Genomic DNA, 14,567 nt, shown 5'->3' with positions numbered 1-14,567 from the left:
ATAGAAATGGAATTATCGCTAGAGATTGTGAGTTATCACAGGTTATCCCCTGAGCAAGTCATAACAAAAGATGTCACAGACACCTTAACGTTAGGGCGCTCTGATGTATGTGACTGGCACATGCCTGATCCTGAAAAAGTGGTATCTGGTACTCATGCTCGGATCATTAAGCGCAGTGATGACTTTTTCATTGAGGATTTATCAACCAATGGGTTATATGTCAATCGGGCTGTCGAAGCGTTAGGCGCCAATCGTGAACATAAAATTGAACACGATGATTTGTTCACTTTTGGTGATTATGAGATCAGCGCGAAGTTACAAATGTTAAATGTGACCTCCAATAGTCATGTTCAGCAAGATGTACATGACGCACCGCCAGTAGCGACTTTGCAGCAAAATAAAGTCATTCCAGCAGCTTCTTCTTCATCAATGCTTGATACTGGGTTTGAGTCCGATTTAGCAGGATTTGATTCTGCTATGTTATTGAACCAATCTCGACAACAATCAGCAGGTCTCTCGCAGATTAACGCTGATTTACAAGACCATTTTCAACCACCTGTTGCCATTCCAGAAGAATGGGATAAAGATATTTTTGGGCAAGGCTCTCAAGCTCATACACAAGCAGATACCCGGTCTGCTGTTCCGCAAGAGCCCATGCCTCAGGTTTCTCAAGCTTCAGTTAACCCTATCAAAGTGCCTGAAGTTGTAAAAGCTGAGGTAAAAAAAGTGGCCCCCGAGGCACCCAATACCAAGGCGTCAGTTAGTACTCTGGTAAGCCCAGCATCTGCATTAAGCAAAGCATTTTTCCAAGGTTTGGGAGTCAATGAACACGATTATGTCAATGTGTTAACTGAAGAATTGATGTTTGAACTGGGCCAAAGCATGCAGTTTATGTTGACAGGACTGATGGAATCACTACGTCAACGTTCAAAGCTGAAGACTGAGTTTAGGATCAATCAAACGACATTCCAGCAGCGTGAAAATAATCCATTGAAATTTTCGGCCAATATTGATGATGTATTTCAAAATTTATTTTTAAGGAAAAGTGCGAGTTTCTTGTCATCTCAACAAGCTATCACCGAAGCTTTTAATGACGGTCGAAAGCATGATACCGCGTTAACTGCAGGCACATTAGGCGCTATCCGTGGATTGCTAAATCAATTAGATCCTGAATTTATTGAAGCCAAAAGTCAAAATCAGTCGCTTACAGACATGTTAGTGCCGGGACAGAGACAAATGCGCCAATGGAAGGTATATAAAAGCTTACATTCCAATTTAAAAACAGAGTTTATGCAAGACAGTGCTGCCGCATTATCAGATGATTTTGTTAAAGCATACGACAATAAAATTAAAACATTATAAATTATTAAGGGCTAATAAATGAAATTGAAGTTAGGTCTATATCAAATTGTATTAGTAAGCTTTTTATTACTTAACTCTGGCTGTAAAACGATTAATGCTGTCGTCCCACCATCGACAGACATTACCTTTAATGCCAGTGCTGACATTAATCCAGACATTAACGATCGGCCATCACCAGTGGTGGTGAAAATATTTGAATTATCATCAAGAACTATCTTTGATACTCAAGATTTTTTTACCCTTGATGAGTCAGCAGAAAATGTGCTTGGTCCAGATCTTATTCGTAAGGATGAGCTGGAATTACAACCATCAGAAACGCGTGAGTATGCCATGACATTGGGACAAAACACACGATTTGTTGGTGTTATTGTCGCATACAGAGATATTGATTCATCTCGTTGGCGTTCAGTCGTCGCAGTCGATCCTACTGGTTATGATGATGTTGTTATCAATATAGAAAAAATAGCAGTTTATAACTCTGAAAAATAATTGTTGTGAATAAATAGGGAAATTATGAGCGATTTTAGCCCAATAGCATGGACAGAGGGCATGTTTCTTCGTCCACAACATATGCAGCAGCAAGAACGTTTTTTGCAACATCAACAAGCGCGAACTGCCAAGAATAACAACCCACTTGCTTGGGGGATTGTGAGCTATGAAGTCAATTATGGCCTACTTCCACTGGGGCAATTTGGATTAGACCGCATCGATTGTGTTTTTCCAGATAACACCTTGGCTTGTCTTCCTGAGCAGAGTCCGTTACCAACGGCTATTACTGTCCCAGCAGGTACATTGGACCAACTTGTCTATCTTGTTCTTCCCGTTGCGAAAAGCAATGGGATGAATATTTCATCTTCTGAACAAAATCAAATTACTCGTTACAGCTATGAAGATCACAACATTGTTGACACAAGCGTTGGGTCCGATGCAATGGAAGTGCTGCAAGTTGCCAAATTAGATTGTCGGTTAAAGTTACAAAGTGAAGACCGATCAGGTTATGTTTCAATCGCGATAGCTCGAGTTATTGATGTGTCTGAAGAGGGCGTGATTCGATTAGATAAAAAGTTTATTCCGGCATGTATTGGTATTGAACACATCAAAACCTTAATGAGTATGACAACTGAAGTCACCGGTATGATTAATCAGCGCGCAGAAGCCATTGCGGGTCGCTTAAGTCAATCCCAAGGGACTTCTAGTTCGATAGCAGACTTTTTAATGTTACAACTTTTAAATAAGTACCAACCCATTTTCGAACATTATGGTGTGGTTAATCACATTCATCCGGAATTGCTATTTCGCACACTCATTAGTTTTTCTGGCGAACTTTCAACGTTCAGCAGCCCCAACAAGCGACCGCCAAAATTTCCAGTCTATCAACATGACAATTTAACCTATGTATTTAGTAATACTATGGTAATTGTAAATCATGGGTTAAGTAGCGTATTGGAGCAAAGTGCTACAGAGCTGATCCTAGAAAAGACCAAATTTGGTGTATATTTCTCGACGATTGCAGATAAAAGTATGCTTGATAATGCTGAGTTTATTCTTGCTGTTAAAGCAAATGTACCGCATGACGAGCTTCGCCAACGCCTACCTTCGCAAATTAAAATAGGGTCAGTTGAAACCATTCGAGAGCTGGTAAATAACCAATTACCAGGCATTGGAATATCCAACCTCCCAGTAGCACCAAGACAGGTGCCATACCATGCTGGTTATCACTATTTTCAATTAGATAAAAACAACAGCCATTGGATAAAGCTTAAATCAAGTGGCGGTGTAGCGATGCATATTTCTGGTGCTTATCCAGAGTTACAAATAGAACTTTGGGCTGTGAGTATTTAACGCCAAAACATTAAGGATAATTTTGTGAACGATAAAACCATCGTTAAACCTCGCCCAGGGAAAGGGTCGGGTATGGCTGGCAATAAAACAAAAGTCGATGATGATAGTCAGAAAACCTTGATCCAAGATCATCGTGCCGATAATCGCGACAACCGATCGCAACTAAGCTTATCGCAAAACCCAATCGTTGATTTTGCGGGTACGCTTTTATCTATTTGTACTCAGTTACGAAATAGTACCGAGCATGATGATGTCAATACTTTACGGGTGCATTGTGTCGAACTCATCAAGAATTATGAGCAACAATTGCGTAATGCAAATTTAGCGTCAGATGACATTAAGTCTGCACGATATTGCTTGTGTTGTTTTATTGATGAAGTAGTTCTCAATACGCCTTGGGGAGAGCAAAGCTATTGGGCATCAGACAGTTTGCTTTCTACTTTTCATAATGAAACTTTAGGTGGTGAATATTTCTATACCTTGCTTGAAGCATCACTTCGTCATCCTTCTGAAAAGTGTAATTTACTTGAGTTGATGTATTTATGTTTAACTCTTGGTTTTGTTGGCAAAATGAGAGTTGAGCCTCAAGGCGATCAAAAATTAGAAGCATTACGTGAAAAAACGTATTTAGCCATTCAATCTTGCAAAGGCGATTTTCATAGAGAGTTATCACCAGGATGGCGACAGAATATTGTGCCTAATTTAACTTTTCAGCAGCCATTTCCTTTATGGGTTATCGGGGCATTATTTGGTGTGGTTACTTTATTTATCTATATGGGTTTTAGTTACAGCATCAACAATTACTCATCAGAAGCTTATAAAGAATTGACTTCGATTGTGCCTTGGGAAAAAACCATTGATGCGCAACAACAAATTAGTCGTGATGAAGCATTATTACTGCAACAACTATTACAAACCGAAATTGGCAAAAATTTACTCGAAGTAGAACAATTAAGCGATCGTGTGAGAATCCGCATTGGGGCGACTGAACTTTTTGCTTCTGGTAACACTCAACCCCGGTCAGATTTTGAAGCGATTTTAGCCAAAATCGCCCTGACGTTAGAGAGTACCGATGGCAAAATTTTGATCACCGGTCATACCGATGATGAACCCATTTTTACCTCTAAATATCCATCAAATTGGCATCTTTCATTAGCAAGAGCAACGTCGATTGCGAACGTTCTGGCTAATAGCGCATCGCTAAGTGGCCGATTGTGGCCTGAAGGTCGTGGTGAGTCTGAGCCCCGAGTGGTGAATGACAGTGAACAGAACCGCGCGTTAAATCGTCGAATCGAAATCGACTTATTGTTTTAGTGTGACACAAAGGAATCGCATCAATGTCTTTAAAATCAATTGGCAAAGGAATTGTCGACACACTTAAGTCTAAATGGGCAATTACCATAATAGGTTTTTTATGTTTGGCTTTACTTATTTGGTTTGGTGGTCCTTTAGTGGCTATAGCTGGGTATGAACCATTAGCATCAGCAGCAACAAGGGTTATCTTGCTATTGGTTATTGTTATTATTTTTGGTGCCATTCACTTTACTCGACAACTCAAGAATAAAAAACAAAGCGAGAAAATGGTTGATAGCTTAATTAACGGTGAAGAGGGTAACTCTGTGACCGGTGATGACTTAGCCAAAAGTGAAATCACTGTTTTACAGAATAAAATGACCCAAGCGTTAGATATTCTTAAAAATACCAAGCTAACTAAAAATAAAAGTATTTACGAATTACCTTGGTACATCATGATTGGTCCACCTGGAAGCGGAAAAACCACCGCTATTCAGCATTCAGGTCTTGAATACCCATTAAAAGAAAAAATGGGTGTAGATATGATTGAAGGCGTTGGCGGCACAAGACATTGTGATTGGTGGTTTACCAATAAAGCAGTATTAATTGATACGGCGGGTCGTTATACCACTCAAGATAGTCATGTAAAACAAGACTCTCGGGCATGGCAAGGTTTTCTGGGGTTATTGAAAAAATACCGCCCAGTTCGTCCTATTAATGGGGTGATAATCAGCATGGGTATGTCTGATTTATTAAACCAAACCAAGACTGAGAGAAACTTACATGCGCGAGCCATTAAGCAGCGTTTACAAGAACTGCAAAATCAACTGGGTATGACTTTTCCGGTATATGTTTTATTTTCTAAATCAGATTTAGTTGCCGGTTTTAATGAGTTTTTTGATGATTTAACCAAAGAAGATTGTGAACAAATTTGGGGTATTACCTTCCCATTAAATGCAGATACAGAAGACACTGATATTGTTAGTTCATTTAATAAAGAATTTCATGATTTATTATTAAATTTAAATGCAAGATTAAATAGCCGCCTAAAAAACGAACGCGACCTAGAGCGTCGTGCGGCCATCTATGAGTTCCCAAAGCAGCTTCGGTTATTACAGAGCTCAGCAGATGATTTTCTTAAAGAAATCTTTGCGCCTAATGCATATGAAGAAGCACCGCTATTGCGTGGTGTTTACTTAACCAGTGCAACTCAAGAAGGTACGCCAATTGATCATCTTTCTAGTCACTTATCCAGTGGCATTAAGAGTAAAGCTAAAACCTTCGCAGCAAATAAACAACGCAGCTATTTTATTAAACGCCTGTTAGAAGACGTTATTTTTCCAGAGAAAAATTTAGCATCAACCAATCGTAAGCATACAAACCATAATAAACTTTTACGTAAAGTATCAGTAGGCATTGCTGCAGGTGTGACCTTGCTTGCTAGTTATGTTTGGTGGCAAAGTTATGATTGGAATAGACAATTGATTGATGATACCTATCAAGGTGTCACGGCATACAAAACCATTACCAGTGGCGGGTTAAATGCTAAGTCAGATGTGATTACACTTACCAAAGGCTTAACATTAATTCGTGATCTCCCTGTTGGTTTTGGTACTGATAAACCTGAGGATGCATATACCTTTGGTTTGTATCAAGGCGATAAGCTTAAACAACCTGCTACAGCGGCTTATCACCGTGCTTTAGAAACACATTTAATGCCTTACCTACAAAGCGTGCTTAGTGCAGAGATGGACGCTAATGGTGAGCACCTTAACTACCTATATGAGACATTAAAAACCTATTTAATGTTGTATTTTCCTGAGCATTTTGACAAAAGTGATGTGCAAGTCTGGTTCTCCGCTTATATCGATAGAAACATTGTTGGTGATGTAAATGGTGAGGTTAGAAAAGAGCTAAATAAGCATATAGATACATTACTGTCTTTAGGGATTAGAGGTCATCAATACGACAGTATGACAGTTGATAGTGCTCGGATTAATTTGACCATGTTACCTCTGGTTGAGCGCGCATATCAGCGTTTAAAAAGTGATTTTTCAAACAGCAGTATCCCAGATTTTAAACTGGTTGATATTCTGAGTTTAGACAGTTTAGATGGTTTGGTGTTCACCAGTGGTCGCCAATTTAATCAAGGCATTCCTGGTCTTTATACTTTTAATGGTTTTCATGGCATTTTTAGTATAGAAAAGAATAAGATAATAAAAAACCTAACCGCAGACAGTTGGGTATATGGTGATGAGTTAGTTGATTTAGACGAACAAGCCAAAGCGCAGATTACCCAAGAGTTAGAAAACAGATACATTCGTGATTATATTTTCTATTGGGAAGATTTCTTAAGCGACCTTGCTATCAAACCATATTCAACACGTGAGGAAGCTGAGAGTGTTACTGCAGCGCTTGCTAGCCCAGATCAACCGATCAAAACCATTATTACCGCAGTTCAGAAAAATGTGAATTTAACTAAGCTTCCTGCCGATTCAAATAATTTAAAGGCCGCGGCGGAAGTGGCCGGTAATATTTCTGATGTTGCATTTCGATCTAAAAAAGCACGATTAAATAGGCTATTACCCGATACAGCAATAGAGTTAGATATTAATTTGCCGGGCAAGGATGTGGAATTTGCTTTTGCAGAATTGCTCAAAATAAATCCTGCTGACATTGATAAAATTCAAACGACATTGCGGGCTCTTAATCGAAACTACAATAAATTATCAATGCAGTTAGAAGGACAAGGTAACGTTGTTAATCAAGCCACAGAAGAAAGCTTTGCTCAACTAGGTTCTAGTTTATCTGAGCAATTGATGGATCTACCATATCCAGTAAAAAATTGGTTAAGTGAAGTGGCTTATCGTACTCGCTCGTTTGCTAAATCGAATCAAAGTCAGCGTTTCAACGGTATTTGGCGTTCGCAAGTGTTGGCCGAATTCAATCGAGCGATTGCAGGGCGTTACCCATTTGACCGAAAATCGTCAGAAGATGTCAGACTAAAAGACTTCAGTAAGTTTTTTGGTTATGGCGGTACCTTAGATAAATTTTGGGATCAATACCTCGCTTCACATGTAGATACCAGCAAAAAACCTTGGCGTTTTAAGCGTAATATCGGCATTCGTAATGACATTTTAGAAATGTATCAACGCGCTGAAATTATTAAAGAAGCATTTTTCGAACCGGGATCTAAGCAGCCTATTGTTAACTTTTCATTAGAACCGGAATTATTAGATAGAAGTGTGAGTATGTTTTTATTCGAAATAGACAGCCAACAGCTGAAGTATCGACACGGTCCTACTCGCAAAGAGTTATTTACGTGGCCTGGCCCTGGGGCAAATAACGAAACACGAATTGCATTTTCACCTCCTAACGGCGGGCGCTCGATCAATAAGAAATATGAGGGTGAATGGTCATTCTTCAAATTATTAGATGAATTAAGTAAAAAGCGTCCACAAACTAAAAAAGATGGCAAGTTACTCATCAATCTCAAAGGCTACAACGCTGTACTGAAATTGACCGCAAACAGTGTTAACAATCCATTTTGGATGGCAAATATGGAGAAGTTTAGATGTCCTGCGAACCTTTAACATCAGTAGGTTACTGTGGCAAAGTCCCCTCAAAAGGGGATTTTATTCAGCAGAACTTAAATCTTGATTTTCTTAAAAATTGGAATGACTGGTTACAAGCTGTTATTGCAGTGAGTAAAGAACAAACCGAACACAATTGGTTGGATTATTATCTGACGAGTCCCATATGGCATTTTTCGTTATCTGCCGGTGTGTGTTGCGACCAAGCTGTTGTCGGGACCGTCATTCCAAGTGTTGACCATGTTGGTCGCCATTATCCATTCACATTAGCCGGATTACATAATCAATCGGCTTTAAGAGGTTGGAAAGACAATCAATGGGTTGAAGTTTTTGAACAGAATATATTACAAGTGCTTGAAGATGATACTGTTCTTAGTAAATGGTTAGATGCCATTACAAAAGAGACTTTAACGGTTGCCGCCAATAACGACAAGCTACTCGAGAATGAATCGTTAGATCGCAACAAGAAAGCGTGGGTATTTCAAGGCGACAATTCTCCTGATGTACTTTTATTACTGGACCAGCAATACAGAAAACGCTTTGATCGTTACAGCATTTGGTGGACAGAGGGCTCTGACGATGTTGAACCGTGCACGATTATTACGGAAGGCTTGCCACAGATCAGTCAATTTATTTCTATGTTAAATGGTCAATGGCAACAACGTGGTTGGAATACTGCAGAGCTCATTAAGGAGCAAACATCATGCACTTAAGTCATGCATTAACTCATCGAGGCACCGTAAGAGCAATCAACGAGGATGCATATCTCGAATTACCACATTTAGGTATTTGGGTCGTTGCAGATGGTATGGGTGGACATGCTGCTGGAGATGTCGCAAGCCAATTAGTGATTGATGGCATCCAGCAGGCCGTTGAACATTTACAGCCTGAGACTATTACATTAGATATTTTAAAACAGTCACTTATTTCGAGTAATCGTTTTTTGCAACAAATGAGTGAGCATGAGTTTGATGGGAAGGTAGCAGGCAGTACTGTTGTTGTTTTGTGGTTATACCAAGATAATTATCACTTGCTATGGGTAGGAGACAGCCGAATTTATTTGTTACGAGATCAACAAATGAAGCAAGTCACTAAAGACCACAGTCAAGTTAACGACATGATTGATGAAGGGTTGCTTCAACCTGAAGAGGCTGAATCTCATCCATTAGCGAATGTGATCACTCGGGCTGTTGGTGTTGACTCACAATTAGACATAGATTATCGCACCGATAATATGAAAGAGGGTGATGTCTTTTTACTTTGTAGCGATGGTTTAAATAAAGAATTAAATGATGTTGAAATTGAACGAACAATAAAGTCTGGCAACATCATTGATTCCGGTATGGCACTACTCCATGCATCTTTAGTCAGGAATGCACGAGATAATGTCACCTGCATTCTCGTTAAAAATACACCGAAAAAAATAAATAGCATTGATAAAACAATTCCAATATTTGGTTGATATTTTGATTAATTAAATTCATATAAGTGTTTTTGTTTAATGAGTTTAATTACCGATAGTCATTACTTATAAATGTTGTATTTAGATGTGCTGTAACATTACTTTAAATGTAATTACATCGGGTGTAATCATTTTGGATGTATTTAATTTTTATGATTATCCATTGTGATTAGTTATTGGCATTATATTGTCTTTTGCTTCTATTAAAGGCCAATAAGTATTGTTTTTGAAGTTCTATACTTTTATTATTGTAAATTAATCGTTTTTATTCAGGGATTGAATTAGATTGAGTAAGCTAAAGAATTTAACAATTGATGAATTAATTCTTCCCATTTCTATTGATGCGGAGTCAGGAGTTGATCCTCGTGAAGATATAAGCCCGACATCAACTTATTATTTACTTAAAGACGTGCGAAATATTGCACGTTCTAGAGAACGTAAAGCACTGACAGACGAAGAAGATGTATTGTCAGTTGCAGTTGAATGGCGACCAATTTTTGAACAAGTCCCTGACATTTTAAAACAACAATCAAAAGATATTGAATATGTTGCTTGGTTTATAGAGGCCGCCTGTAGGTTATATGGCTTTAAAGGACTTTATTTTGGTTTCACTCTGGCCACAGAGCTAGTTGAGCGCTATTGGGACACTATCTATCCCACCCCTGAGCCAAATGATTTAGCTGAGCGCATTGCGCCGCTCATTGGTTTAAACGGTATCGAAAGCGAAGGTTCTTTAATTCATCCAATCAGAACGATCCCAATCACTGATGGTGGTGTTATTTATTCTACTTGGCAATATGAACAAGCTTTAGACACCAGTCGTTTAGATAAAGACAAGCAAGAAAAGCGTTTTGATTCAGGTTCTGTATCACTTGAAGATGTCGAACATAGCATTAGAGAAACCTCAGACAGTTTTTTTATTGAATTAGACCGAGATGTGCAAGATGCCATTGCAGCTTTTAGCAAGCTATCTGCTGCCATGGATGCAGCAATGAGCGGTGAGCCACAGCCTACAAGTTATATTCGCAAGGCATTAGAAGCATGTGCGTTGCAAATCAGCACGATAACAGCGCCAATTATTGCAAAAAACAAAACAAAACTTGAACAAGAACAACATCACGAAGAAGAGCAACACAGCGACAGTAATGAGCACAGCACAACGTCATCAGGTGTCGATGGCCAGCTTAACTCAAGAGCACAAGCCATTAATAACCTTGAAACGATAGCGGACTTTTTTAGACGAACCGAACCGCATTCGCCTATGTCTTATGCTATTGAACAAGTTATTCGTTGGAGTGATCTCAGTTTGCCTGAGTTGTTACAAGAATTAATCCAAGATGGTGAAGCAAGGAATGGTTTCTTCAAGTTATCTGGAATAAAAACGGAAGATTGATCTGTATTTAATTACTCAACATATTATTGAAAGGAGTTCATATGAGTGTACATGATAAATTAAAGCGAGTAAGAAAACCTCGTGTTCATATTACCTACGATGTTGAAACAGAAGGTACAGTTGTAAAAAAAGAACTGCCTTTTGTTATCGGTGTTACGGGTGATTTTACTGGACACAACACCGCAGATTTAAAGCCATTGAAAGACCGCCGTTTTGTGCAAATCGATCGCGACAACTTCAATGATGTATTAAAGCGTATGAGTCCCCAATTAAACATTTCAGTACCTAACACGCTTGCCGGTGATGATACTGAAATGAAGGTAGCATTACAATTTAGCAGCATCGAAGACTTCGAGCCTGCAGCTATTGTTAATCAGGTTGAACCATTGAAAAAATTAATGGAAACCCGCAACAAACTCCGTGATTTGATGACCAAAGTTGATCGTTCTGAGAATCTCGAAAATATCTTAGAAGAAGTGTTAAATAACACAACCAGCCTAGATAGATTAGCTGGTGAACTTAACCTCAAAGGAGCGGAATAATGAGCATGGAAGCTGCGTCATTAGATGCTGTATCTGAAGAACAAGCACAAAGTGTTTCTATTTTAGAGCAGGCCATTTTTGCAACCAAGCAAACCGATTCTTCGCGTGCTGAAGAGCTTATTCGTTCATTAACGGAAGAGGCCTTGAAAGGCACTGTGCAATGGGATAAAAACCTCACAGTTACTTTTAACAAGGCAATTACTCGTTTGGACGATATTATTTCTAAGCAATTAGCTGCCATCATGCACAATGAAGAACTGCAAAAACTGGAAGGCAGTTGGCGTGGATTGCATCATACAGTGAAAAACTCTGAAACAAATGAAACGCTTAAAATTCGTGTCATGAGTTTGTCCAAAAAAGAACTTCACAAAGATTTGAGTAAAGCGGTTGAGTTTGATCAGAGTCAAATGTTCAAAAAAATCTATGAGGCTGAATTTGGCACCCCGGGCGGAGAACCTTATGGTTGCTTAGTCGGTGATTATGAGTTTAGTAATCATCCTGAAGATGTTGAAACATTATCATTGATATCTAATGTTGCAGCCGCTGGCTTCTGCCCATTTGTTTCTGCTGCTGGTTCTTCTTTATTCGGTTTTGATGAGTGGACAGAACTCAGTAAACCACGCGATCTTGAAAAAGTATTTGAATCTTTAGAATACACGCAATGGCGCTCTTTCCGTGACAGTGATGACTCTCGTTTTGTCACCTTAACCATGCCACGTGTGCTTGCCCGTCTTCCGTATGGTGAAGCAACAAAACCTGTTGAAGAGTTTTGCTATGAAGAGTTCGAATTAGATTTAGAAAGTGGTCGTGCTAAAGTCGCTGATCACGATGACTATTGCTGGATGAATGCCGCGTATGTCATGGCAACTAATATGGGTCAGGCATTTAGTAAATATGGTTTCTGTACCGCAATCCGTGGCGCTGAGGGTGGTGGTAAGGTTGAAGGATTACCTGCTCATGTATTTACCAGTGATGATGGTGATCCGGATTTAAAATGCCCAACAGAAATTGGCATTACCGATCGCCGCGAAGCTGAATTAAGTAAGTTGGGTTTCTTGCCTCTATGTCATTACAAGCATACTGATTATGCAGTGTTCTTTGGCTCTCAATCTTGCCAAAAACCTAAAATAATGTCTAACCATGATGCTACCGCGAATGCGGCCATTTCGGCACGTTTACCTTACCTAATGGCAACATCACGTTTTGCGCATTATCTTAAAGTGATGGCTCGAGACAAAATTGGTAGTTTCATGGAAGCTGAAGATGTCGAGTCTTGGTTAAATCGCTGGATTTTATCATTTGTTAATGCTTCAGAAGGTGGTGGGCAAGAGATTCGTGCCAAGTACCCATTAGCAGATGCAAAAGTTGAAGTTAAAGAGATCCCTGGTCAACCTGGTTCATACAATGCTGTTGCATGGTTACGTCCTTGGTTACAAATGGAAGAACTGACAGCCTCTTTACGTTTAGTCGCGAAGATCCCTAAAGTAGGATAATCACGCGCTAATGCAGTGACCCTCATTTGTTTTCAAGGATAGAAACAAACGATGCCGCATGAAACCATTTCATTTGTAACAAGTGAAATTTTCAAAGAAGATACTGGTGTTAACAAACCAGTATCTTCGACTACACAGGCACTAAAAAATAAACACCTAGTCGAACGGTTCTTACGAGAGTCGGACTCGACTAGGTCGTTATTGTTGTGGCTTGAAAACTCAAGCCATTCGCTTGAACAATTCGATAAAACATCTGTTTTACCTTTCCTGCTTAAAGCCATTGAACGCATTGATAGACAATTAGAACAACAGCTTAACGCTATTATTCATCATGATGCATTTCAGGCGTTAGAAGCCAGTTGGCGTGGGGTACTTTATCTTGTTCAACAGCAGGATTTACATGATAAAGACCAGAAAGTGAAAGTGAAAATGCTCGATTGTTGTTGGACAACGCTGTCTAAAGACATTAATCGGGCCATTGAGTTTGATCAAAGTGATTTTTTTAAACTGATTTACAATAATGAATACGACATGTCTGGTGGCGAACCCTTCGGCACATTAATTGGTGATTATCAAATCACTCATAAAAGCCGTCCTGGTGTCTCTACTAATGATATTGATATTTTAAAAGAAATATCCCGCACTGCAGCCGCCGCTTTTGCGCCCTTTATTACCTCGGCTAGTCCTTCTTTGTTTGGTGCTGATGATTTTTCCGATTTATCTGCTCATATGAATATCGCCAAAATTTTTGAACAACACGAGTACATTAAGTGGAATTCGTTACGTAAAATGGACGATTCTCGCTTCATTGGGTTAACAATGCCTAATATTCTCATGCGTTCTCCTTATCTCATTGATGGTACTCGTAGCGAAGGATTTAAGTTTAAAGAATCGATTAAAAACCCTAAAAAAGATCATTTATGGGGCAATGCTGCTTATGCATTCGGTGGGGTATTAATTCGTGCATTTAGTGAATCTGGCTGGTTTGGTCATATCCGTGGGCTAGAGCCTGGGGCTCGTAAGAAAGGATTAGTTTGCGATCTTGCTGTGAGCCAATATGAGCCGGATTTGTATCGGAAACGCATGAAGCCATCGGTGGACTTATTAATCAGTGATCGGGCAGAAAAGTCTATTTCAGACCAAGGTTTTATTCCTTTATCTCCGGTTTTAGGTTGTGAACACTTAGTTTTTTACAGCAATGCTTCTGTCCAGAAACCACCTAAATATGAATTGTTGGAAGACAGTATTAATGCAAAGTTATCATCGATGTTGCAGTACATTTTGTGTGTTTCACGTTTTGCTCATTACATCAAAGTACTAGGGCGCGAAAAAATTGGTTCACTTCATTCTGCAGAGGCTTGCCAGCGAGAGCTACAACTGTGGCTGCATAAATACACTACCGCTTCAGACGTGTCTTCAGATGATGTAAGAAGTAAATACCCACTGCGAAGTGCCCAAGTACAGGTAAAAGAAATGCGTGGCAAGCCAGGGCATTTCTATTCGATTATTCAGTTACAACCTCATTTTCAGTTAGATCAGATGGTGTCCAGTATTAAATTGGTCACTGAACTGACATCAAGAAATTAA

At 39.3% G+C, this 14,567-nt stretch carries 11 protein-coding genes; all 11 read left to right on the top strand.

The features are described from left to right. Positions 1-6 precede the first annotated feature (6 nt). Complete coding sequence (tagH, locus tag EGC86_RS12175; protein WP_165872407.1) at positions 7-1,362, top strand: type VI secretion system-associated FHA domain protein TagH; 1,356 nt, start codon at positions 7-9, stop codon at positions 1,360-1,362. An 18-nt stretch (positions 1,363-1,380) separates the two neighbouring features. Next, complete coding sequence (gene tssJ / locus EGC86_RS12170) at positions 1,381-1,851, top strand: type VI secretion system lipoprotein TssJ (RefSeq protein ID WP_011637830.1); 471 nt, start codon at positions 1,381-1,383, stop codon at positions 1,849-1,851. 24 nt (positions 1,852-1,875) lie between these two features. Next, positions 1,876-3,204, top strand: a complete 1,329-nt coding sequence (gene tssK, locus EGC86_RS12165; protein ID WP_123777737.1) for a type VI secretion system baseplate subunit TssK — start codon at positions 1,876-1,878, stop codon at positions 3,202-3,204. Positions 3,205-3,228: 24 nt separating this feature from the next. Further along, positions 3,229-4,518 (top strand): type VI secretion system protein TssL, long form, encoded by a 1,290-nt coding sequence (tssL, locus tag EGC86_RS12160; RefSeq protein WP_123777736.1) that lies wholly within the window; start codon positions 3,229-3,231, stop codon positions 4,516-4,518. Between the two features lie 23 nt (positions 4,519-4,541). Then, positions 4,542-8,090 (top strand): type VI secretion system membrane subunit TssM, encoded by a 3,549-nt coding sequence (tssM, locus tag EGC86_RS12155; RefSeq protein WP_123777735.1) that lies wholly within the window; start codon positions 4,542-4,544, stop codon positions 8,088-8,090. Next, the gene (gene tagF / locus EGC86_RS12150) at positions 8,072-8,803 is read left to right on the top strand and encodes a type VI secretion system-associated protein TagF (RefSeq protein ID WP_123777734.1); all 732 of its coding nucleotides are present in this window, start codon (positions 8,072-8,074) and stop codon (positions 8,801-8,803) included. Before tssM ends, tagF begins: the two co-directional genes overlap by 19 nt. Next, the gene (locus EGC86_RS12145; RefSeq protein WP_123777733.1) at positions 8,794-9,552 is read left to right on the top strand and encodes a PP2C family protein-serine/threonine phosphatase; all 759 of its coding nucleotides are present in this window, start codon (positions 8,794-8,796) and stop codon (positions 9,550-9,552) included. Before tagF ends, EGC86_RS12145 begins: the two co-directional genes overlap by 10 nt. A gap of 286 nt (positions 9,553-9,838) precedes the next feature. Further along, on the top strand, positions 9,839-10,945 hold the full coding sequence (gene tssA, locus EGC86_RS12140) for a type VI secretion system protein TssA (RefSeq protein WP_123777732.1): 1,107 nt from the start codon (positions 9,839-9,841) through the stop codon (positions 10,943-10,945). Between the two features lie 41 nt (positions 10,946-10,986). Further along, positions 10,987-11,487 carry a type VI secretion system contractile sheath small subunit gene (tssB, locus tag EGC86_RS12135; protein WP_011637823.1) on the top strand — a complete coding sequence of 167 codons (501 nt, stop codon included), beginning with the start codon at positions 10,987-10,989 and terminating at the stop codon, positions 11,485-11,487. Beyond that, positions 11,487-12,980, top strand: a complete 1,494-nt coding sequence (gene tssC, locus EGC86_RS12130; RefSeq protein ID WP_011637822.1) for a type VI secretion system contractile sheath large subunit — start codon at positions 11,487-11,489, stop codon at positions 12,978-12,980. The genes tssB and tssC (EGC86_RS12130) overlap by 1 nt, the downstream gene beginning before the upstream one ends. A 51-nt stretch (positions 12,981-13,031) precedes the next feature. Beyond that, positions 13,032-14,567: a type VI secretion system contractile sheath large subunit gene (gene tssC, locus EGC86_RS12125; protein WP_123777731.1), complete on the top strand. Its 1,536-nt coding sequence runs from the start codon at positions 13,032-13,034 to the stop codon at positions 14,565-14,567.

This window comes from Shewanella frigidimarina, from assembly GCF_003797125.1.
In the GTDB taxonomy this organism is placed as follows: Bacteria; Pseudomonadota; Gammaproteobacteria; order Enterobacterales; family Shewanellaceae; genus Shewanella; species Shewanella frigidimarina.
The sequence above is the reverse complement of the archived record's forward strand: the minus strand, read 5'-3'. Positions and strand labels throughout refer to the sequence as shown.